At 54.9% G+C, this 22,043-nt stretch carries 19 protein-coding genes; 12 read left to right on the top strand and 7 right to left on the bottom strand.

What is annotated here, in order from left to right; translation table 11 throughout:
• Positions 1-46 precede the first annotated feature (46 nt).
• A complete protein-coding gene (locus tag ACI48J_RS24585) occupies positions 47-1,624 on the bottom strand; it encodes a M4 family metallopeptidase (RefSeq protein ID WP_405080675.1) in 1,578 nt (525 codons plus the stop codon).
• 568 nt (positions 1,625-2,192) lie between these two features.
• Here ACI48J_RS24585 and ACI48J_RS24580 point away from each other — a divergent pair.
• Both ACI48J_RS24580 and ACI48J_RS24575 read left to right on the top strand, forming a co-directional pair.
• Complete coding sequence (locus ACI48J_RS24580) at positions 2,193-3,812, top strand: alpha-glucosidase (protein WP_405080674.1); 1,620 nt, start codon at positions 2,193-2,195, stop codon at positions 3,810-3,812.
• A gap of 160 nt (positions 3,813-3,972) precedes the next feature.
• The gene (locus ACI48J_RS24575) at positions 3,973-4,836 is read left to right on the top strand and encodes an NAD-dependent epimerase/dehydratase family protein (RefSeq protein WP_405080673.1); all 864 of its coding nucleotides are present in this window, start codon (positions 3,973-3,975) and stop codon (positions 4,834-4,836) included.
• 358 nt (positions 4,837-5,194) lie between these two features.
• On the opposite strand, the gene ACI48J_RS24570 is transcribed toward ACI48J_RS24575, so the two are convergent.
• On the bottom strand, positions 5,195-5,611 hold the full coding sequence (locus tag ACI48J_RS24570; RefSeq protein WP_405080672.1) for a hypothetical protein: 417 nt from the start codon (positions 5,609-5,611) through the stop codon (positions 5,195-5,197).
• A 210-nt stretch (positions 5,612-5,821) separates the two neighbouring features.
• Here ACI48J_RS24570 and ACI48J_RS24565 point away from each other — a divergent pair, with 210 nt between their 5' ends.
• The gene (locus ACI48J_RS24565) at positions 5,822-6,784 is read left to right on the top strand and encodes a DUF4097 family beta strand repeat-containing protein (RefSeq protein ID WP_405080670.1); all 963 of its coding nucleotides are present in this window, start codon (positions 5,822-5,824) and stop codon (positions 6,782-6,784) included.
• Between the two features lie 63 nt (positions 6,785-6,847).
• On the opposite strand, the gene ACI48J_RS24560 is transcribed toward ACI48J_RS24565, so the two are convergent.
• Positions 6,848-7,297: a GNAT family N-acetyltransferase gene (locus tag ACI48J_RS24560; RefSeq protein ID WP_405080669.1), complete on the bottom strand. Its 450-nt coding sequence runs from the start codon at positions 7,295-7,297 to the stop codon at positions 6,848-6,850.
• Positions 7,298-7,405: 108 nt separating this feature from the next.
• Here ACI48J_RS24560 and ACI48J_RS24555 point away from each other — a divergent pair, with 108 nt between their 5' ends.
• The 3 genes from ACI48J_RS24555 (at position 7,406) to ACI48J_RS24545 (ending at position 12,092) form a co-directional block, all read left to right on the top strand.
• Positions 7,406-7,690 (top strand): GNAT family N-acetyltransferase, encoded by a 285-nt coding sequence (locus ACI48J_RS24555; RefSeq protein WP_405080668.1) that lies wholly within the window; start codon positions 7,406-7,408, stop codon positions 7,688-7,690.
• 356 nt (positions 7,691-8,046) lie between these two features.
• Positions 8,047-9,807: a fibronectin type III domain-containing protein gene (locus tag ACI48J_RS24550; RefSeq protein WP_405080667.1), complete on the top strand. Its 1,761-nt coding sequence runs from the start codon at positions 8,047-8,049 to the stop codon at positions 9,805-9,807.
• A 230-nt stretch (positions 9,808-10,037) separates the two neighbouring features.
• Entirely contained in the window at positions 10,038-12,092 is a 2,055-nt protein-coding gene (locus ACI48J_RS24545) for a glycerophosphodiester phosphodiesterase family protein (RefSeq protein ID WP_405080666.1), read from the top strand.
• A 168-nt stretch (positions 12,093-12,260) separates the two neighbouring features.
• Here ACI48J_RS24545 and ACI48J_RS24540 read toward each other — a convergent pair whose 3' ends face one another.
• Both ACI48J_RS24540 and ACI48J_RS24535 read right to left on the bottom strand, forming a co-directional pair.
• Positions 12,261-12,710, bottom strand: coding sequence for a hypothetical protein (locus ACI48J_RS24540; protein WP_405080665.1), 450 nt, complete (start codon positions 12,708-12,710; stop codon positions 12,261-12,263).
• Positions 12,711-12,729: 19 nt separating this feature from the next.
• Complete coding sequence (locus ACI48J_RS24535; protein WP_326053866.1) at positions 12,730-13,371, bottom strand: iron-containing redox enzyme family protein; 642 nt, start codon at positions 13,369-13,371, stop codon at positions 12,730-12,732.
• A 264-nt stretch (positions 13,372-13,635) separates the two neighbouring features.
• On the opposite strand from ACI48J_RS24535, the gene ACI48J_RS24530 reads away from it, so the two are divergent.
• Both ACI48J_RS24530 and ACI48J_RS24525 read left to right on the top strand, forming a co-directional pair.
• Positions 13,636-15,015: a PLP-dependent aminotransferase family protein gene (locus tag ACI48J_RS24530; RefSeq protein WP_405080664.1), complete on the top strand. Its 1,380-nt coding sequence runs from the start codon at positions 13,636-13,638 to the stop codon at positions 15,013-15,015.
• Between the two features lie 451 nt (positions 15,016-15,466).
• Positions 15,467-16,228: an HAD-IIB family hydrolase gene (locus ACI48J_RS24525; protein ID WP_405080663.1), complete on the top strand. Its 762-nt coding sequence runs from the start codon at positions 15,467-15,469 to the stop codon at positions 16,226-16,228.
• Positions 16,229-16,260: 32 nt separating this feature from the next.
• On the opposite strand, the gene ACI48J_RS24520 is transcribed toward ACI48J_RS24525, so the two are convergent.
• A complete protein-coding gene (locus tag ACI48J_RS24520) occupies positions 16,261-16,953 on the bottom strand; it encodes a M24 family metallopeptidase (RefSeq protein WP_405080662.1) in 693 nt (230 codons plus the stop codon).
• 225 nt (positions 16,954-17,178) lie between these two features.
• Between ACI48J_RS24520 and ACI48J_RS24515 the strand changes: the two genes are divergently transcribed.
• The 4 genes from ACI48J_RS24515 to ACI48J_RS24500 all read left to right on the top strand — a co-directional run bounded on the left by ACI48J_RS24515 (position 17,179) and on the right by ACI48J_RS24500 (position 20,790).
• Complete coding sequence (locus tag ACI48J_RS24515; protein WP_326053873.1) at positions 17,179-17,538, top strand: hypothetical protein; 360 nt, start codon at positions 17,179-17,181, stop codon at positions 17,536-17,538.
• A 328-nt stretch (positions 17,539-17,866) separates the two neighbouring features.
• Positions 17,867-18,361 (top strand): cation:proton antiporter regulatory subunit, encoded by a 495-nt coding sequence (locus tag ACI48J_RS24510; protein WP_326053874.1) that lies wholly within the window; start codon positions 17,867-17,869, stop codon positions 18,359-18,361.
• Positions 18,362-18,365: 4 nt separating this feature from the next.
• Positions 18,366-19,607, top strand: a complete 1,242-nt coding sequence (locus ACI48J_RS24505) for a cation:proton antiporter (protein ID WP_405080661.1) — start codon at positions 18,366-18,368, stop codon at positions 19,605-19,607.
• 82 nt (positions 19,608-19,689) lie between these two features.
• The gene (locus tag ACI48J_RS24500) at positions 19,690-20,790 is read left to right on the top strand and encodes a YitT family protein (RefSeq protein ID WP_405080659.1); all 1,101 of its coding nucleotides are present in this window, start codon (positions 19,690-19,692) and stop codon (positions 20,788-20,790) included.
• A gap of 146 nt (positions 20,791-20,936) precedes the next feature.
• Here ACI48J_RS24500 and ACI48J_RS24495 read toward each other — a convergent pair whose 3' ends face one another.
• The gene (locus ACI48J_RS24495) at positions 20,937-21,791 is read right to left on the bottom strand and encodes an AraC family transcriptional regulator (RefSeq protein WP_405080657.1); all 855 of its coding nucleotides are present in this window, start codon (positions 21,789-21,791) and stop codon (positions 20,937-20,939) included.
• Between the last annotated feature and the right edge of the window lie 252 nt (positions 21,792-22,043).

Raw genomic sequence — 22,043 nt, 5'->3', positions numbered from 1 at the left:
GCGGTCATGCCCCCGGCGGGCTGAATTTTGAGGCTAAGCCGCCCGCTTAATTCACGCCGACCGCGTCGTAGGCTTTGCCCACGGATACGGCTTCGGCGGAGCCGGCTCCGTACAGGTCTACCGCGGATTGTACGGCGGCGGCGCGGATGTTGGAGAAGTTGGAGTACGGAGACAGGTAGTACGTCAGGGCATGGTAGTAAATGTTGATGGCTTTGTCACGGCCGATGCCCGCTACGGTAACGTTATAATGAGTGCCGCCTTGCGCGATCAGGTAGAACGCTTTGTTGTTGATGCCGCTGTTCGTGTGAACGCCCCCGTTATCGGAAGTGCCCGTGTACCGTTTGCTGTAGTGGTTAGGCTGGTTGAACTGCTCCGGATTGGACAGGGAGCGGATCGCGTCGCCCGGTTTGCCCGGCGTGTAAATATCGTCTCCGAGCAGCCAGTTGGTCCCTTGGATCGTATTTCCGAAAATGTCGGAAATCGATTCGTTCAGGGCGCCGGACTCGCCGTAATACTCAAGGCCGGCCGTATATTCGGTTACGGCGTGCGTCAGCTCGTGGCCGATGATATCCGGATCGCCGGAGAATGCCAGGAAGTTGACCCCGTCGCCGTCGCCGTACACGATCTGTACGCCGTTCCAGAAGGCGTTGTTATAGTTTTGTCCGTAGTGAACGGTTGATTTGATCAGCTTACCGTTGCCGTCCAGGCTGTTGCGTCCGAACTTGGTTTTGTAGAAGTCGTAGACTTTCTCCGCGTAAGCGTGAGCGTCTACGGCCGCCCGGTCGGTCCAGTTGGTATTGTTGGTGCTTGTTTTAAGTACTCCAGGCAGAGAGGAACCGTTGTTGGCGCTGTATGTTTCAATGCCGTTGCCGCGCGTGGTATCCTTCAGCTGGAAAGTCGAGCCGCTCTGTGTCGTAATGAACTGTTTGGTATCACCCAGCACGCCTGTGCCCGTACCGACCGCATGATCGAGCAGGTCGTACTTCTTCACGATAGAGCCGTCAACCGCATCGATAAAGTAACGGGTACGGATCGGGGATGGCTCCAATACGTTCACCTCTGTCGCATAGGTGAGCACGTTCTTGCCTTCCAGCGGATAGATCGTCAGCTCCGCCTGTGCGGGCTTCTGCTGCTGGCCGATCTTGCCGACGGCTTTCTCGGTGTCCGCAATAGCGGTTTTGATCGCATCGGAAGCGCTGATTTTGGCTTTAACGCCGTTAGCCACTTCTTGCTCCGAATCCGCAAGCAGGCTTCCGAGATAAGAAGTCACGTTTCCGCTCTTATCCAGATGCACCGTCTGCTCCGCTCCGTAAACCGGGATTCCTTTGACGTATTGCTTCAGGCGATAGTGATTCGTTCCGCTCGCAGCGTCGGTCTGCTTGGAGACAATCTTCAGATTGTCTTTCAAGCTGCCGCTAAGGCTTAACGCTTCTTTCTTGTGATCGAGGAAGCCCCACACTTTCTCATCGTTTGAAAGTCCTGCCGGCGCTTTCCAAGTTTCCCCGATAAATTTAGGGGTTACGGATTTCGGCGTTGCAACCTCGGCGGTTGCTGCACTTGCAGGCAGAGCGGATGCAATCAGGAGTGTTCCTCCGAGTACGAGCGAAGTCAGCTTCTTTTTCATAATAAAAAATCCCTCCTAGGAAATGGTTGATGGCCGCTGTGCGGCGCCTGGGCAAAACGCGTTAGCCGGTTAATCTAAGCTGCGGCCTTGCAAACAGCCTTACAAACCGAGTGGCATCACCCCTTTCCAAGTGGATCGAAAAAGCTGCCGTCCGGGAAACGACGGGACTCTGAAGGGACCGGCGAAATCAATATACAAGTAAACGGGTAGGAAAACTTGTTTTTGTATCTGTAGTATAGAATGGGTTCACAATCTTGTCAAACATTTTTTATAAAATTTAACTAAAATTAGCAATTTTTAACGATGGAATAACCGTGAAAGGTGGGCGAAATAAAGCAGTTGAAAATGGACCGAAGGTTATTGACCACGGGTATAATATTGACAGCGCCGTTCACACATCTGTCACGCTTTACGCAATAAATATATTTTTTTATGATAAATCCGGAAGGATTTGGTTGGGATGGCGCTTTATTGAGCAAGGCATCCGGCGGCTTTTGAAGGGGTGGAGTGTCCCGGCGCCGAATTATAGATTTGGAAACCGACCTTTATCAGCGAGGAGTGCGAGTGCATGCAAAAAACATGGTGGAAAGAAGCGGTTGTCTATCAAGTGTACTGGAGAAGTTTTTACGATACGGACGGAGACGGGTACGGGGATTTGGAAGGCGTTATCCGGAAACTGGATTATATAAAAGAGCTCGGTGCGGACGTAATCTGGCTCAATCCCATCTACGGATCGCCGGACGTCGACAACGGGTACGATATATCGGATTACCGGACCGTCATGGCCAAGGCCGGCACGATGGAGACGTTCGAGAGACTGCTCCGGGAAGTTCATGCCCGCGGCATGAAGCTGATCATGGACCTGGTGGTCAACCACACGTCCGATCAGCACCCCTGGTTCACGGAAGCCCGCTCGTCCGCAGACAACCCTAAAAGGGACTATTACATCTGGCGTCGGGAAGCGAACAACTGGAGATCCTATTTCACGCCTTCCGCCTGGGAATACGACGAACGGACGGGCGAGTATTATTTTCATTCCTTCGCAACGGAGCAGCCTGATTTGAACTGGGAAAATCCTCAGGTGCGCGAGGAAATTTACGGAATGATGCGCTTCTGGCTCGACAAAGGCATCGACGGCTTCCGGATGGACGTCATTAATCTGCTCGCGAAGCAGGCGGGTTTTCCCGATGCGGAGCATCCGGAGAATATCTCCTATCTGGGAAATAATCCGGGGATACACGAGTATTTGCAGGAAATGCACGAGCGGGTTCTGAAGCATTACGACGTTTTTACGGTAGGAGAAATCCCGTTTGTGACGCCGGAGGACGGCCTGCTTTATGTAGGCGAGGACCGCGGCGAGCTCAATACCCTGTTTCATTTCGAGGTTTGCGATTATATGGCTCATTGGGAGATGGACAAGTTCAAGGCGATTCAGAAAAGGTGGTATGACGGCATGTGGGGCCGGGGCTGGAACTCCCAGTTCCTGAACAATCATGACCATACCCGGCTTGTCACCCGGTTCGGCAACGACAAGGAGTACCGCGTACAATCGGCCAAATGCTTTGCCGTGCTGCTTCACACCCTTCCCGGCATGCCTTACGTTTACCAGGGGGAAGAGATCGGCATGACCGGAGTGCGGTTCGATTCGATCGAGGATTACAACGATATCGCGCTAAAGAACAAGTATAAGGAAGAAGTGGAAAAAGGCCGCGAGCCGCAGGAAGTTTTCCGGAGCCTGCTGCATCTGGCGAGAGACAATTCGAGAACTCCCGTGCAGTGGGACGGCTCGGCCAACGGCGGCTTTACGGAGGGCACCCCGTGGATCAAGGTGAACCCGAATTTCCGGGAAATCAATGTGGAGCAGGCGCTCGCCGATCCGGATTCCGTTTTTTACACGTACCAGAAGCTGATCCGCCTCCGCAAGGAAAACCCGGTGATGATCTACGGAACTTACGAGCCCCTTCTGGAAGAGGATGACCGGATTTATGCTTTCCTGCGCGAGTTGGACGGCGAGAAATGGCTGGTCCTGCTGAATATTTCGGATCAGAGTACGGTTTGCGCGCTGCCGGGGTCCGTAGCTTCGGCGGAAAAAGAGCTGATTCTTGCGAATTACAAGGTGAACGGTCCGGACGGTTCTTTTGGCGAAATGAAGCCGTACGAGGCCCGGATTTACCGGGTAAAGAGCTAACGGAGTCGCTAAAACCGCGATAGCCGATGTGCGGCCGATTTTTCATCCGCTCAATGATTGATGACCTTAAAAGGTCCGGCCTTGTCACGAAAACGCTCCTTCCTTTGTCTAACAAGGGAAAAGAGTCCCGTTTAGGGAACTCGTATCAGGAGGGCTGGAGATGAAAATTTTTGTTGCAGGCGCTACGGGAGTAATCGGACGCCTCTTGCTTCCGCTCTTGGTAAAGGAAGGGCATACCGTATACGCCATGGTTCGCAGCGAGGCGGGGAAGGATGCTGTGCTGGCGCAAGGGGGCGTACCGGTGGAGGCGGATGCCTTCGACCGGGAAGGATTGGTTGCGCAGCTTCGGAGGGTACGGCCCGAGGTCGTGATTCATCAGCTTACAGCGCTTAGCGGCTATAATCTGGAAGAGAACGCCCGGATCAGGAAGCAGGGCACGCGCAATCTGGTGGACGCCGCAAGGGAGGCGGGCGCCAGGAAAATGATTGCCCAGAGCATTTCGTGGATGTATGGGCCGGGGGAGGGGCCTGCCGGGGAAGATGTGCCTCTTGATCTGGAGGCGCCGGAGCCGAGAAAAACGACGGTGGACGGCGTAGCCGCCCTGGAGCGTGCGGCGGCGGAGATGCCGGAGTCCGTCATTCTGCGTTACGGGCTGCTGTACGGCCCCGGAACCTGGTATGCCCGGGACGGCGCCGTCGCCGGCAAGGTCCGCGGCGGCGAAGTGAAAGCGACCGAAGGCGTCAGCTCCCTGCTTCACGTGGAAGATGCGGCAAGAGCCGCTTTGGCTGCGCTGGGGTGGCCCTCGGGGGCGGTCAACATCGTGGACGACGAGCCGGCCCCGGGCACGCTCTGGCTGCCCGCTTACGCTTCTGCGCTCGGAGCCCCCGAGCCGGAGTTCCGGCCGGACCAGGGCCGGGGCGAACGTGGAGCGTCCAATGCCAAGGCCCGGCGCGAATACGGCTGGGAGCCCGTGTACCCGAGCTGGCGCGAAGGGTTTAAAGCCAGTCTGGCGCAAGGGAATTAAGCAGCGCCAGATGAAGGAAGGACCGGAGGAGTGTGCGCCTCCGGTCTTTTTGGTTTGTGCGGCGGTGCGGTCCGTGTCCGCACCGCGTCCGGCCCGGGGCACACAGCGTGCGGCGCCGCGTTTCGGCGGTCCGGTCCGCAGGCGGGAGGCCGTGCCAGGCCCGGCACTAGCCCGGTCCGCAAGCTGCCGGTCCGTCCGAAAGCTGCCAAGCCCCGCTTGCCCGGGCTGAAAGCTGCCCGGACCGACTCGAGCCGCCCGGTCAAAGCCGCCGGAGCGTCCGGACGGGGATGCGAGAGTGCAGGCGCATCCAAGTCCGCGGAAACCCTCCGGCCCGCTTTGCCTTCATGCTGGTAGAGCCTTACTGTCCCCACTTTAGGGACATCGTAAGGACGCAGCATGCGAGGTCTTGATCGCCGGGAGTCACGGTCATGACAAGTCCGCTCGGGGTGTAGCGGGCAGCCAGGACGGAGGAAATGGCGATGCTCTTCATAAGCCGGTCGACCTCCTGCTTGCGGCCGGCCTGCGCCGCTGTCATCAGTCGGCGGGCGAACGGCTCGTCGGACAGCCGGGCGAGGACCACATTGCCGTCGGCGAGCAGCTTGCGCAAAGAAGCGGCTGACGAGATCAGCTGCTTCGGTTCGACGGGCGGGTATCCGGGAGCGGGATTTTCCGGAAACCGGGGATATGGGCCCGGTCCGGCAGGCAACCCGTGAACGGCCGCTACGAACGCGGGTGGATAGAAGGGATACGGGACAGGATAAGGGGGGCTGTACATGATTACAGACTCCTTTTCGGTCGTTCTTTTGTTCAGTTTATGAAAAATCGGGGGGGTTGGTGTCCCGCCTTACCCCTGGACCTCAGACGGGGAACAATTACCTTCGCAGGTCCAATGCGGGCAGTCAATATCTGGTGATATACTTGGAATGCGAGGTAAGGCTCGGCTGGATTCAAGAACAATGTCGGTTGATTGGAGTGGAACGATTACATGAGAAGAAATATGGGTTTTCTGCTGATTGGCGCTGGGGTGCTGGCGCTGCTGTATTACTTTAATCCGGTGGGTGTGTTCTCCTGGAACGGACTTTCTTTCAAAACGCAGGACATACATCTGGAAAAAACGGCGGAAGCGGCTTCCTTACAAAATATTACCGTAGAGACAGGAAGCGCCGATACCAGAATCGTCAAAGGCGAAGGGGACCAAGTGAACGTACGCCTGGACGGGAGTATCAGCAAAAAACAGGCGGAGAAATTTCAGCTCAAGGTCGATGCCAAAGGTGATACGTTGTCGGTCGGAATCGAGGAACCTAACGAAATCGGAGTAGGCGTGACGATTATCAACGTAGAGTTGGTTGTGGAATTGCCCGAGAAAAACTGGAAGTCCATCCGGGTACAATCCGGGAGCGGCAATATCGACCTCGAATCTCTGAAAGGAGATTCCGTTGAAACCAAAGCGGGAAGCGGGGACACCTCTTTCCGTGAGATTAAATCCACCAAGCTGGTTGCGAATGCGGGAAGCGGCAGTATTAACGTGTCCGACGTTCAAGGAGACGCTATTACGCTAAAAGCGGGCTCCGGCGATATCAGAGCCGAACAGTATGCGGCGAACGACCTGAAATTCGAAGGGCACAGCGGCAATGTCGAGCTTAAGCAGGGCAAGGCCGCTCTGCAAGGGGAGACGCATTCCGGCGACATCCGCGTGGAAGCGGGCGAGCTGCTGCGGGACGCGGATCTCAAATCCGGCAGCGGCAGCGTGAAGATAGAACTGACCGAGGAGCCCAAATCGCTGGCCGTCGACTTCGAGGGCGGCAGCGGAAACGGAAGCGTCGACTGGGAAGCCTTCTCTTATGAAGAGAAGAACGACAAGAAAGACCGGCTGAAAGGTAAATTCGGCAGCGGCGAAGTGAAGCTCAAAGTAAGAACCGGTTCCGGCGATTTTCAGCTGGCGAAATGATTTGGGGCATTAATAATTCACGAAAAAAAGGCCTTGACCCGGAAATGGGTTAAGGCTTTTTTGCTAGCAGTCGAACGTTTTTATAAAATTCTTTTGGTCCTTTGTAAACGCATAGCCGCGGTTTTCATAGAATCTGTGAGCCGCTGTCCGGCTCGGATGGGATAATAATTTGATTCCACAAAATCCGTTGGTCTTTCCCCAGGCTTCGAGACTCTCGATCAACATATTGCCTGCGCCCTGATTTCGGAACGTTTCTTTCACTACAAATCCCAAGACGTTGACTAATGAATCGGAAAAAAGCAGTTCATAGGGGCTTCCATGAATATATCCGATAACTTCCTCGTCTTGTTCACAAACAAAAATGATATCGTTTGTTTTTTTGGTGATGATTTCAATTTTTTCTTTTACCTTTTGTTCGGAAAATGAATGCAGGTTCGGATTGAAGTCTCGGTTTAACAAATAAATAGCCGGATAATCGGATAATCGGATCTCCCTGACCTTTTTTTCTTTCATTTTTTCGCCGCCTCCCGTTCTCATTTGAGTTTGCCAGGATTCTCGGAAAATAGAAAGGCAAAAAAATGGTTAATAATAAAAAGAACAGATCAGGAGGAGGCCAATACGATGAGAGAAACTATCAAACAAGGCAACGGCTACGCGGTGATAGAAAACGGGGAAGCGGTCGCCGAAATTACGTATCAGCCCCTGGGCGAAAAGTCGCTGGTGATCGACCACACTTTCGTATCCGAATCCCTGCGGGGCCAGAAAGTCGGCGAAGAGCTGGTCCGGGCTGTCGTCGATCAGGCAAGGAAAGAGAACAAAACGGTCGTTCCGGCCTGTTCGTACGCGCATGCGCTTTTCAAGCGGCACAAGGAATATCACGATATTTGGCGGCGTGAAGAAGAGTAGACTTTAGCGGCGAAAGCATGGGTACCCGTCGGGCACTTTGCACCTGGGGACAGGATTTGGAACGGAGCCTTGGGAATGGTTCCCGGGCAATTTGACGCAAGCGTTCATTCCAGATGGAATGGCGCTTTTTTTGTGGGCCGATTCTTTAATCTTCTCCCTAAATTCAATAGATTTATCCCTACTTTTGGGTATCTACCCGTGTTTAAATGGAAGTAGGAAAGGGCTTTCATTCCTTTCGCCAACTGCTTTTTATATCCATGAGGAGGTGGGAAGACGCTCCGCACTTCGGATGCAGCATGCATTCCATTCCGCGTTCCCGGGAACGCAGATCAACCAATTCAGGAGGGATCTCATTTATGAAAAAGATTTTAACCGGTCCAAAATCGGTTGTGAAGAAAACCGCCGGTTTTCTGCTGACCGCGACTTTGTTCGCCTCTTTAATACCCGCAATGGCTTCGGCGGCCGATCGCGGAGCTTGGGCGGCATCGATTTCCTACGCGGTGGGCGATACGGTCACATACAGCGGCAAAACTTATCAGGTCGTACAGCCTCATACGTCGTTAAACGGCTGGGAACCGCCTAACGTCCCCGCCCTGTGGAAAGAAGTTCAAGGCGGAGGAACAGTCGACAACCAGGCTCCTACAGCGCCGACAGGCCTGAAGGTTTCCGGAACGACGACTTCCACCAGTATCACGCTGGCCTGGAATCCGTCCACCGATAATGTCGGTGTTGCGGGCTACGATATTTACAGAAACGCTACGCTTGTTGGAAGCGTTTCCGGCAGTACGCTGACTTACACGAACACGGGATTGACGCCGAATACGGCTTACTCGTACACAGTGAAAGCGAAAGACGCGGCAGGCAACGTGTCGGCGGCAAGCAGCGCGCTCAGCGTGACCACCCTGCCTTCGAGCGGAGGCTCCGATACACAGGCTCCGACAGCACCGGGCAACCTGGCTGCGACCGGCTCGACCACGTCCAGCGTCTCCTTGTCCTGGAGTGCTGCAACGGATAACGTCGGCGTCACCCAGTACGAAGTGTACAGCAACGGCGCCCTGGCGCAGACGGTAACGGGCTTGACCGCTACCGTAACGGGTTTGTCGGCCGATACTTCCTACACCTTCACAGTGAAGGCGAAGGACGCGGCAGGCAACGTATCTCCGGCCAGTGCGGCAGTTACGGCCAAAACCCAGCCGACCGGAGGAGGCGGAGGCGGTCAGCTGCCGAAGCACATCGTGACCGGTTACTGGCAGAATTTCGTTAACGGAGCGAAGAACCTCAAGCTGAGCGAAGTGCCGGCCGAGTACGACATCATTGCCGTATCGTTCGCGGAGATGGACCGCACCAAGCCGGGCGGCGTCACCTTCGGCATTGATCCCGATCTGTCCAAAGCTCTCGGCGGTTACACCAACGCGGATCTGATTAACGATATCAAAGCGAAAAAGGCGCAGGGCAAGAAAGTCATCCTCTCCATCGGGGGCGAGAAAGGCAACATCGATCTCAGCAGCGCTTCGCCGAACGTGTCCAACTTTGTCAGCACCATGTCCGGCCTTGTTACGGAATATGGATTTGACGGCCTCGACGTGGATTTGGAGCACGGCTTCAACGTGCCGAATCTGACCACGGCGGTTCGCCAGATTCAGGCGAAAGTCGGCTCCGGCTTCGTCCTGACCATGGCTCCGCAAACGATCGACATGCAGAACAACCAGACGAGCTACATCCAGTTCTACAACAATGTGAAAGACATTACGACGGTTATCAACACCCAGTTCTACAATTCCGGCTGTATGCTCGGCCGTGACGGCAAGTGCTACTCGCAGGGAACCGTCGACTTCCTGACGGCTCTTACGGACCTCGCTATCCAGTGGGTACAGCCTAGCCAGCTCGGTATCGGCGTTCCGGCAACCTCTTCGGCTGCGGGCGGCGGTTATGTATCCGCATCGGTCGTGAACAACGCGCTGAACTGCCTGGCAACCGGCAACAGCTGCGGAAGCTACAAGCCGGTGGCGAAATATCCGGACATTCGCGGCGCCATGACCTGGTCCATCAACTGGGACGGCATGAACGGCTACAACTTCGCGAAAACGGTCAAACCTTTCCTTAACCAGCTGCCTTAATGTCCGCTTTCAGGTAAGCGCGGATTTGCTCTAAAGACTTCCCGACGATCCACGTCGGGAAGTCTTTTATTTTTGTAAGAAAAGTTTAAGGAAAATTCAAACATTCTTTATAAAGAATTGATTACCCGCTAATGAGAACTTGATACAATGAGGTGTATCCACCATAATCTGCAAATATACTTGGGATTATCGGGGTGGGGAATAGTTCACCGCATGTAAGGGGGAGAGCCGTGCAGCAACCGGCAAGATTTTTCAAGTACCTGAAACCTTCCACAGGGAAAGAGCGCAAACAGTCGACACGTCGTTGGAACATTTTCTATGTGGGAGTTACGTTGGCTCTGGTGGGCATGGCGGTTCCGTTTCGTGCGGGGATGCCGCAGGCTCACATGGCCGATGCAGGAAGTCAGGCGCTTGGAAACGGCACGACGATTGCAGGCGGAACCCCGGATCACCCGAATATCCTGTTAGATAAAACGAAACAAACCGGAGCTGCGGCAGCGGCAGCCTCCACCGGAGGAGGCGGGGCGTCTCAATCCTCCGGGGCAGGGGCCGGAGCGGCTGCTCAGCCGGCGAAGCAGCCCCCGGTACCCGGAAGCAAGCTCGTGCAGGTCACGGAGCCGGAGACGGGCATCGCCATCGCGCCAACTATCGTGACGGAGCTGCGCAGCAAGGAGCAGCTGGAGGAGCTGTCCGGTCCGGCGAAGCCCGCCACGGTCATTCTCCATGTGAGCAGCGGACTCCGCATTACGGACCCTTCCGGCAAAACGGAGCTCGGTACGCTCGAGGCCGTCCTGGACGGGCTGGGCCGCCGGATGATCCCGGCTTTCTACGTCCGGGACGGAGAGACGGCGGATCGCGTGGCCGGCCTGCTTAAGAAGAGCGGCATCGAGGACGCTTTCGTCGTGTCCGACCAAGGCGAGCTCGTCAAGCGGGCGAGAACGCTGTACCCGGCCGTGCGCGGCATCGTGGATTTCAGCTCGGCCGGGAATTTGTCGGCGGACGATCTGCTGAACATCCGCCGCAAAACGACGGCCAGTCTGGCCAAGATCGCCATTCTGCCCGGGGCCTCGGCATCCCGTTCCTCCGTCGCGTACCTTCAGCAAAGGCTGATCGTCGTCTGGACGAAGGAGGCGGGGACGAAGGCCGGCCCGGAGCTGGGTCTGCATACGCTGATTACGGCGGGGGTTAACGGGATTGTGACCGATTCGCCCAAGGCGGCCTACAAAGCGCTTAAAGTGTATTCCCACGGAAACACGCTGATCCGCAAGCCTTACATTATCGGTCACCGGGGAATGCCGTCGAAGGCTCCCGAGAACACGATCGTTTCCAACCGTCTCGGCCTGGAGGCGGGAGCGGATTTTATCGAGAACGATATGTACCTGACAAAAGACGGCCGGCTTGTGATCATTCACGACCCTTTGCTCGAAAGCACGACCAACGGCAAAGGCAAGGTCGAGGACTTTACACTGGCCCAGCTGAAAAAGCTGAACGCCAACAAACCGCATCCGGCGGGATTCCCGTACGTCCAGATGCCGACGCTTGAAGAGCAGATCGATCTGGCCCGCAGCCAGGGCAAGATGATTATGGCCGAGATGAAATCGAAGAACCCGATGGCGATGGATGTTTTTGTTAAGGTGGTTAAAGATAAAGGCGCCGAAGATATGATCAACACGATGTCTTTCAATCCGGACCAGCTACAGCGTCTCTCCGAGCTGATGCCCGAGATGCCGATGGGGCTGCTGACCGGGGAAACCGCCAACGAGGCGAATATCGACGGGTCGCTAACCAACACGCTGCGGCTGATGCAGCTGAGAAATACGACGTTCAATACCACTTACAAAGGGCTGGGGCCGAACTTTATGGAAGCCGCCAAGCACCGGGGAGTTCTGATCTCTCCTTGGACGTTTAACGACAAAAGCAATTTTGCGAAATTTTTCTGTTACGGCGCGTTCGGCATTACGACGGACTATGCGTTCTGGGCTTCGGACTGGGCGGCCTACGTTAAACCGGTACAGGACCATATCGTCATCGGCAACTACGAAAGCAAGGACCTGTCCGTGCTGATGGAAACGTTCAAAGGCGACCGGCTGGAGAAGGCGGCCGATGTGATTCTGCTCGACGGCGAAAGCAGCGTGGAGGCTTACGGAAGCCGGATTACGGCAAAAAGACCGGGCAAAGCTCACGCGCTGCTGAGATATACGGCGGTCATCGACGGCGGCAGCAAGTACGACTTGTACACACAGCCCATCACGCTGGAAGTTCGGGAAATTAAAGAACCGGGCTGACCGGAACCTGTTCTTTCGAACCGCGCGTTGGAAGCTTACGCTAGGGGAAAAGCGCACAATCCTGCGGGATCTGTGCGCTTTTTTTTCATCGGAGACGACGGAAGCACGATGCACGAAAAAAGCCCCGGTTTCCTCGGGAGGAAACGCGGGACTCGGGCCGTTCGGCCGTTACTTGTTTTTGACAAGATCGTTGGAGCTTATGCCGAGGAAATCGAAAGCTTCTTTAAGCATAGCCTGATCTTCTTTATTCCAGAAGCTTTTTTGAATATCGGAAATGTTCGAGTTTCTGGAGATGCGGTCCATCTGCATCTTCATGATCGAACCGCTGCACAGCACGGCAATGTGGGAAACATGAGGGAATACGGTTCTTTGCGCTTCTTCCCAAATGCTGTTGACCTCTGGTGTGAACACGATCGGGCGTCCGTCGCGCTCCATAAAGCGGTTGTCGACGAGCAGCTTGACTTTGCCCGCTTTGGCGCTGTTTGCCACAGTTTCGGTAATGATGCGAGCCGCTTCCTGGGCTTCCTCGACCGTCAGATTGTCAACGACCTGCCAGGCGAAAACCAGGTTGGCCTTATCCATGCTGGAGCTGAATTTATCTTTTAGTTGAACGCTCATTTACATACCCCTTCGCGAATTATTTAAACCAAGACGCAAGCATGACGTCCAGCGTGTTGCAGGTATACTTCACGAGATGTTCGGCTTCCTGCAGCTGTTTTTCGGTCATGTTTTGGATGAGGTGATAAACCTGGCTGTGTTCCTCGTCCGCCTCGCAGTGAATCGCCCAGTATTCGAGATCCGTAAAGCCGGTCTCCTGCAAAATTTTGTAGGCGTGAAGATAGACGGCGTGAGCGAAGCCTTCGCTCGTGCTGTTAATGATCAGCAGCGACATATTCTCATCCATGGCCGCAACGGCGCGGTATTGAAGAGAGATGAAATGTTCCGTCTCGTAATTGGCCGTGTGGTTTTCGGGATCGTCCAGGCCGATGCCGATCATCCATTTGCGGAGCATCTCGGCATGGTCTTTCTCTTCGTCATAGTGAGTGGAGAAAACATCGTGGTCCACATCCGGGAACCGTTCCCATCTGAGCTTCAGCAGCTCGCCAAAATGTTTGGATAAATGATAGAGGTTGTTACACCAGACAAAATACTGCGGATCTTTCTCCGCCGGGAAATTCAAAAAGAACGGATTTTGTGTCTTAACACGCTCAAGCTCAGATGAAATGATCCCGCTGATTCTTTCGACGACTTCCTCTTTGGTGGTGGTTACGTTTGTCATTCAGGTAATCTCCCCTTTCTACAAGTATATCGGTAAAATAATGTAAATTTTTAAGACAAATAACGACAAAATTCTGTTAAATTATGTTCGCTTGAAAATTCAAGTGAAGTTTGGGAAGATATGAGAAAATCGTGGGCGGGACAGGCAGGATAGGCACGATAAAAATTAGGAGGTGCGGCACTCGTTAACGATAAGGATGCCGTATGCCGAACGTTCTCCGATTTAGCCGGAGGAAGCATCCAAGCTTAGGAGGTGCGTCGCGTCATGCGTGAATTTACACTTGATTTTTCGGCCAGCAAAAAGCCGATTTTTCACCAGTTATATACCTATTTCAAAAACGGGATCCGGGAAGGGAGGCTGCGCAGCGGAGACTATCTTCCTTCGCTTCGCAGCAGTGCCCGGTCATTCGGCGTCAGTAAAAATAGCGTGGAAAACGCATATCAGCTGCTGATATCGGAAGGGTATCTGCGGAATATTCCCAAAAAAGGCTACTGCGTGACGTACGAGCCGGATGCGTCCTCGCGCGAGGTTATCCGGGCGGAAGCGGCAAATATCTCCGAACGGACGGTCGCGACGGATTTCCGTTACGGCAATATTGAGCTGGGGACGTTCCCCTTCCGGCATTGGAACAAGGTGAGGAATCTCCTGGTCTCGCAGTATCAGAGCCGTTATGCCGTCGAAGGAACGAATCAGGGGGAATATCCGCTCCGCAAGGAGCTCTCCAGGCTTTTGTATGAATCCAGGGGCGTTCTGTCTACACCGGACCAGATCGTCGTGGGAGCGGCCCCCCAGCAGCTCGTGATGCTGTTAAGCCAGCTTCTCGACGTGAAGAAGCACAGGATCGGCGTCGAGAATCCCGGATACGACGGGGCCCGGAATACGTTTTTGAATCTGGGGTTTCGTGTCCACCCGATTCCGTTGACCGGCAGCGGCGTCTCCCTTCGTGAGCTGACGGGGAGCGGCGCCAACGTGATGTATGTAAGCCCCTCCCAGCAGTTCAGGAACCGGATGACGATGTCTGCCGATAAAAGAACGGAGCTGGCGGATTGGGCCCGCTCCCGCGAATATCTCATCGAGGACGATTACGAGTGGGAGTTCAAATACGAGGAAGGAATTCTTCCCGCGATTCAGAGCATGATCCCGGACAAGGCGGTTTACATCGGTCGGATCTCCAAAGCGCTGCTGCCGGTATTCAATCTCAGCTACATGGTGCTGCCCTCCGGACTTCTTTCCGAGTTTCGCTCGAAGGTCCCGGAGTACGACCAGCCGGTTTCCAGACTGGACCAGCTCACCTTCGCGCGGTACTTGTCCGACGGCTACTGGTACAAGCATCTGCAGCAGATGCGGCTGCTTTACGAGGAGAAGCAGAGGTATTTCGCGGAGGCCCTCGAACGGTATATGCCGGGAAAAGCGTGGGCCGAGGGAAAAGATACGGGGCTGCACGCCTTCTTGACCGTACGGGCGGACCGGTCGGAGGACGAGCTGATCGAAGCGGCCCTGGAAAAGGGCGTGCGGGTGTACGGCACCGCCCGGTACTGGCTGCGGCCCGGAGACGAGTATCCGACAGTGCTGCTCGGATACGGGGCGCTGGGCCGGGAGGAAATTGCCGCCGGCGTGAAGGCGCTGGCGGAAGCGTGGTTCTGAGCCGCCGGATTGTACGGCGGCGGACGCTTGTTCCCGCCGCGCAGGCTCTGGGCGGGAAGGCGGGGCTGCGCCCTTTACGCGCGGCAGGGGAACGTTCGGCCTCGCACCGCACCGCCTTGCGGGGGCGGCTGTACCGCATACCGGGCCTCGCACCGCCTTGCGGGGGGCGGCTGTACCGCATACCGGGCCTCGCACCGCATTGCGGGAGGGGCTTGGCTGTCCACGGTACGTCCGGCCTCACACCGCATTACGGGAAGGCACAGCTGTGCCGTACTGCCCGAAACCTGTAACGCCCCTTACGGCTCACGGGCCTGAACGTTCATTACATGGCGGGCGGAACCTGCCCCGCTAGCTTGCCGGGTGTCCTGCTCACTTTGCGCGTTCTGTCCCTTTAACGGACGGACCGTACCCGTTACGATTAGGACATCAACCGAGTAAGGTGGGCGTGAACATGAACTTTATTTTTGACCTGGATGGAACGATTTGCTTCAAAGGACAGCCGATTTCGAAGCGTATTCTGGATGTTTTGCTGGAGCTGGAGGATGCCGGGCACTTTGTGGGCTTCGCATCGGCGCGGCCCTGCCGGGATATGCTTCCCGTCCTGGACGAAAGATTCGGCGGACATCTGCTGATCGGGGCGAACGGCGCGATGACGTTTTACCGCAAGCAGCCGCTGGCGTACCAGCCGATTCCCGGGCCGTTAGCCGGACAAATCGTTAACCTGCTGAATGATTATGAGGCCGAATATCTTATCGACGATACATGGAACTATGCTTACCGTCTGAGTCCCGGGCACCCGTTCCTGGCTAATGTGGACCCCCATGGGCTGGCGAGACGCGTGGAGCCGGACGACATTCAATCGTTTGTCAAAATCGTTGTGCTTTCCTGCAGCCGGTTTGAGGAGCTGTCAGCGAAACTGAGAGCCTTGGACGTTACGATCCATCATCACTCCTCGGAGGGCATTCTCGATATAACCAGCCAAGGCGTCAATAAGATGGCGGCCTTGAGGGGCTGCGGGCTCCCGCTGGAGGAGTTCATTTGTTTCGGCAACGACAACAACGATCTGCCGCTTTTCCGGAAAGCGAAGCATTCGGTGTTGATCGGGGACCATGACGCGCTGGCTGAACTCGCCAAGGAGAAAATCGCCGTCGACGACCGGACGGAGGAGAATATCCTGCAAAAATTAAAGGAGCTCGGCACAGTACTCGTTTGAGTGCCGTGCAGGCTCCTTTTTTTTGCGGATGATTAGTCCACAGTCAGCAGCTGCTCGAAAAAGCCGCCGATTTCGCGCTCGCGGTCCACAAAATGGATTTCCAGGATCCAGTCGCGGGGGAGGCCGTTTTTATCGTTATCCCGCATCTTGATGTGATTGTCGGGATGGATATAATTCTCGACCTCTTCGCCTTGTACGATCTCGTGAGGGAATTCCCCGATAAGATGACCGGCGTGAGGGCCGCCATACTCCCAGCCGTAATCGCGGGCCAAAGCGGTCATAAAATCGTAAAGTTCGCTGCCCGTTATGTCCGGACGAGAATCGAAGAAGGCTTTGCCGTCATGCCAGGCGAGTTCGACGTCCCGCCGCAGTTTATTTTTGAGAGAGTCGTCCCCAAACACGTACGTGCGCCCGAAATCGGCTTCCCAGTCTTCGAAGATCGGGCCGAAATCGATAAAGAGAATGTCTCCCGGCTCTACCATCCTGTCCGGCGGATTTTCCCGGTACGGGTGAAGCGTATTGCTTCCCGCACGCACGATCCGCTTGTGCCAGTACTTCTTGATTCCGTAAAGCTCGAAGGCGAGCTGATAAATTTCCCGGTTCAATTCTTTTTCCGTAATGCCGCTGCGCAGAATTCCGTTTGCTTCGGCCGTTTCGAAAAGCGCAAGGGCTTTCTTTTCCGCCTCGCGTAAATTTGTATGACGCTCTTGTTCTGTTGCTGCCACTGTGGTTTGCTCCTCTCTCTCTAACAGGTTTCCAATTATCTCCTTCTCTATTGTACGGGCTGAGGGACAAGTTGGGAAGTTACAGATCCGGCAGGAGACTAAGGACAGTTCACCGGAGATTTTGCATAATCAAACAAAAAAGTGCATAAAATAAGCGCCGGACTGTTTCGTAATTGCGCGAAATGTGTTATCATAGTTGTAACAGATTACAAAAGGGGGGAGACGATGAAGCAAAGGAACGCGATCATTCGCTGCTGCCTGTTTCTTGCGCTGTCCTTCCTGCTGGGCTTCTCCGCGCCCGTGCCTCTGACTCAGGAGGCCGCGGCCAGCCAGTCATCCTCTACGTATGAGTCTGTCCCTCCGCTTAGCGAACACAAATCCAAGTTTGTGATCCGCAAAGCCGTTACCCATCATTTTGCCAAAATGGTGAAGGCGGCCAATACCCTCGTCGTTTTATTCGTGCTATGCCTGTTTACCCTCTTTAAAGCGCCCGTTCCGGGGCTCCGGTACAAACCCTTCTTCTGCCTGTTAAGGCGCCAACAACTTCTTCTACCCATCAAATTCACGTCGAATTACGTGGCTTAAGTTCTCTGCCGTTATCCGGCACAACGTAGAGTCCCATTCATCCGAATGTTGAACGAAAATACCTGCTGTCAAATTTTTCGGCCGCTTGTTGAGGGTTTCTTTGAGTCTGTCTACTATTGCTTGAATGCATAAATATTGCATAAACATGTATAAAAATAACGTGGATGATATTGAAAACGATGATGAGCCTCGGCGAAAAAATAAGCCGGGCGGCAAGGCCCCCGTCTGCCCGAATTCCTTGACTCCTTGTGGGAGCTAAGCGCGCGGGCAGTCTGAAGCAGGACCGAACGGTCCCCGATTACACTCATTTATAGGAGGCTATTCCGCTATGTACGTAAGAGAATCCGATTTGCCGGGGATAGGAAAGAAGTTCCTGATAAATACCCGCGGCGGAGATAAGATCGTCGTTATCCTTCATGACGACGGCAGACGTGAAATGTACCATTTTCATTATGACGATCCCGACGAGAGCTTGTCCATGGTTACCCTTGACGACGATGAAGCCCGTCAGCTTGCCGCAATCGTAGGCGGATTGACGTATAAACCGAAGGCGCTGGAGTCGATTGAAGTGGCTCTGGACGATTTGATCATCGAATGGTACAAGATGGATCCGGAGTATGCGTGCATCGGCCAATCGATCGGCGAGCTGGACGTCCGGCAAAATTCGGGAGCGACCATCATTGCGGTGGTCGACAAAAATCACGGCAAGCAGATCAATCCGGGACCGGATTATGTCTTGTCCGCCGACTCGACTCTGATCGTGGTCGGGGAAAGACAGCAGCAAAAATTGTTCCGGCACATTTTAAAGAATGGAAGTGGTTGAATAGATGAATCACATGGTTTTTGAGGTAGGTCTGGCCATCGCGCTTATTGCGGCGGCCGGGTTGTTGTCGGCCAAACTCCGTTTCTCGGTCATTCCTTTCTATATTCTGATCGGGATGGCCGTAGGTCCGCACGCGCTGGAGTTCTGGCATTTTGATTTCCGGTTCATTGAAAGCGCGCCGCTGATCGAGTTTATGGGCCGGATCGGGGTCCTGTTCCTTCTATTCTATCTGGGACTGGAGTTCTCGGTAGGCCGGCTTATCAAGTCGGGGCGTTCCATCGCCGTGGGCGGCACGATTTATATCCTCATTAATTTTACGCTGGGCGTCTTATTCGCTTGGGCGCTCGGTTTTCCTCTAGCTGAAATTCTGGTGATTGCCGGAATTACGACGATTTCCTCCAGTGCCATCGTGGCCAAAGTGCTGGTCGATCTGAAAAGAACGGCCAATCCCGAAACCGAAATGATCCTCGGCATTATCATGTTCGAAGACGTTTTCCTCGCCGTCTATATCTCTATCCTGTCAGGACTCGTCCTAAGCGGTTCCACAACGCTGGGAGGCGTGCTGCTCTCCGCGCTCATCGCGCTCGGATTTATGCTGGTGCTGCTCGTAGCGGGCAGAAAAGCCGTTCCGCTCCTGAACCGGCTGCTGAACATCCGCTCCAACGAGCTGTTCGCGCTCGTGATCTTCGCGGCGCTGTTCCTCGTAGCGGGATTCTCCGAAACGATTCATGTAGCGGAAGCGATCGGGGCTTTGCTCGTCGGGCTTGTCCTGGCGGAGACGGAGCACGCCAAGCGGATCGAGCATTTGATCATGCCGTTCCGGGACTTCTTCGGCGCTATTTTCTTCTTCAGCTTCGGGCTGACCATCGATCCCCTGGCGCTCGGCGGAGCCGTCTGGATGTCGCTGGGAGCCGTCGCGATTACACTGATCGGCAACTTGGCCGCCGGACTGCTGGCGGGGCGAAGCGCTGGTCTGCCTTCGAAGGCTTCGGCCAACATCGGCCTGACCATCGTATCGCGCGGCGAATTTTCCATTATTATGGCCAATCTGGGCAAAGCGGGCGGACTGCTGGCGGTTTTACAGCCCTTCGCGGCTTTGTACGTGCTCATTATGGCGATTCTCGGACCGCTGCTTACCAAGGAAAGCAAAACCATTTACAAGTGGATGAATAAAGTGATCCCTTTCAAAGACGCGTCCGGCAAGAAGGAGGGCAAGACCGTTCTGCAAAAGGAAGGAAGCGGGTGATGCCGCCGGATATTCGCACTCGGACGCTGGCTGATTGTACGGTCTTGTAAGGACGGAATCTAAGCGATGAGGAGGAATGCCGATGAAACTTTTGCAAAATGTCCGCATCGGTCCGGCCGGAGAAACAATGGGCGGCTGGTCCTTGGCGCAGTGGTGTTTCAAGCTCTTGATGGTGATTTGCGGGAGCGTGCTGGCCGCAGTCGGGCTGGAGCTGTTCCTGATCCCGAACCGCATGCTGGTCGGGGGAATGACGGGCCTTTCCGCTTTGGCGGCCCATTTTACGGAGATGAGGCTCGGCCTGTTTCTGTTCGTGCTGAACCTGCCGCTTATTCTGCTTTCGTACCGGCAGGTCCGGCGAAATTTCGCGGTGCTCACGGTTCTCGGCTTGCTCGTATTTTCGCTCAGCGCCCTTATATTGCATCCGGTACCGGCTCTGATCGAAAATCCGATGACGGCCGCCTTCTGCGGAGGAGTCGCTCTGGGGCTGGGGATCGGTCTGGTCATCCGCTACGGGGGTACCCTGGATACGCTGGAAACGCGGGACCATACCGAGAAACTGCAGAAATTCGGCTTCAAAGACCAGGATTTCATGCTGCTGAACTGCTTGATTTTGGCGGGCGCGGGCTTTATTTACGGCTGGGAGCAGGCGATGTATTCTATTCTCGCTTACCTGCTCGCGTATGAAACGGTGCATTTCAGCCTGCGGGGGTTTTCCGTCCACCGCCGGATTACGATTGTAAGCGGGCACTGCGCCGAAATCGAGAAAGAGATGGAAGCCCGACTGGGACGAAAGGCATTTGACTGCGAAGCTAAAAGGGCGGAAGAACATGAGGCGGCTGCAAAAAGAGCGATGCCGGAAGAACGTCACGCTTACGGGCTGGAGCGGGCCGCCGAACGTTTTTTCAGCAGGCGATCCAGGCGGGTCATGGCAAACTTCCGGCCTATCGAGCCTCGTGAGTCTGAGGGGGAAGGGGCGAACGGGAGCGGCCTCGGGCCGGTCGAAGGAGCGCCGAATGAAGCGATGAGCGAAGACTTAAGTCGCAGCAGGGGGCGCAGTCTTTCTTATACCATTCATTTTATGGAGGAAGCCCGCTTGAAGGCGATTGTGAAAGCGATCGACCCGGCTGCCGGTATCGTGACGGATTCGCGGGGGCGAAGAAGGGACGGAAGCTTGGCGGAATAGCGGGCGGCGGGAGTTTTTGAATTGTGCAAGCAAGAGCAAGAGCAAAACCTTTGCCGGGAGGTTTACCCGCCGGAACAAGAAGGCACCGCAGCAAGAACTGCGGTGTCTTCTCGTGTTTTAACGCGAAGCAGACCCTAAACGGCACCTCACTCCTTCGGATCGGTGTTCAGCACCTGTTTGCGGTATTCGTCCGCCGTCAGGCCGGTAAATTTTTTAAACGTCTGACTGAAGTGCGACAAATGCTTGAAGCCGACCTCATAGGCGGTCTCGGTGATGCTTTTTTCGGGTTCCAGGGTGAAAAGAACTTTCGCCTGGTTGATGCGGCGCCGGTACAAGTAATGAAATAAGGTGATACCGGTCGTTTCCTTAAACATTTTGACGAGGTAGTGCTTGTTCAAATGGACGGCGGCGGCGATGTCATCCAGGCACAAATCCTCGGTGTAATGCGCTTCCACAAAAGAAATGAGCTGCTGCACATGCTGCTGTCTGGGTCCGGCGGGCTCGTGGCTCCGGTTACGGGGTTTGTCGGCGATTTCATACACTTGAAGCAGAACCCGCATAAAGGAAGCGAGGAACCGGTCGCGGTATAAACAATCGCTTTCTCCGGACAGGGAGCACAATTCTTCCAGCATGGGTTCCAAAATCGCCCGTTCGCCAGGCTCCAGAGAAATCAGCCGGTTATCCGTTCTTTTAAACGGGTTCAGCACCGGAGTGTGAAAGGGCGCGCGGAACAGCCCCCCGGCATAGGCCGGATCGAAATGCACAATGGTGCGGCAGTACTCGAAAGCCGGATTGATTTTGGGATAATGCAAAGTCATGCCGTTCATCAGAAGGAGATCGCCCGGAGAAAGATCATAAATCCGGTCCCCGACCAGGTAGCTGCATTGTCCGCTGTGAAAATAATATAGTTCATAATAAAGATGGGAATGAAACCCGGCGGGAATGCGGGATGTGTTATACAGGGCTTCTATCGGCCTCGTAAAGGTTTCCATCAGGCTCATACGGCTGTCCTCCGGGTTTGCGGGTATCTGTTCAGTTAGTTAATTAATTAATCCACCTAATCTTACACACAGTTTAGCATGCCCTCTCCGAAAATCACACCAACCACATATAAATAAGTAAAGGCAAGCGCATAACGAGAAGAAAGCGTTCTACAGCATCTCATGGTACGGTAGAAGCAGATGCATAAAGCGAATCCGTTTGTCTCACTAAAAGGCCCGGCTTATTGTGGGAGAGGATAGTTAGTGTCCTTA

It is taken from the genome of Paenibacillus chitinolyticus (genome assembly GCF_045038035.1).
In the GTDB taxonomy this organism is placed as follows: domain Bacteria; phylum Bacillota; class Bacilli; order Paenibacillales; family NBRC-103111; genus Paenibacillus_F; species Paenibacillus_F chitinolyticus_A.
The sequence above is the reverse complement of the archived record's forward strand: the minus strand, read 5'-3'. Positions and strand labels throughout refer to the sequence as shown.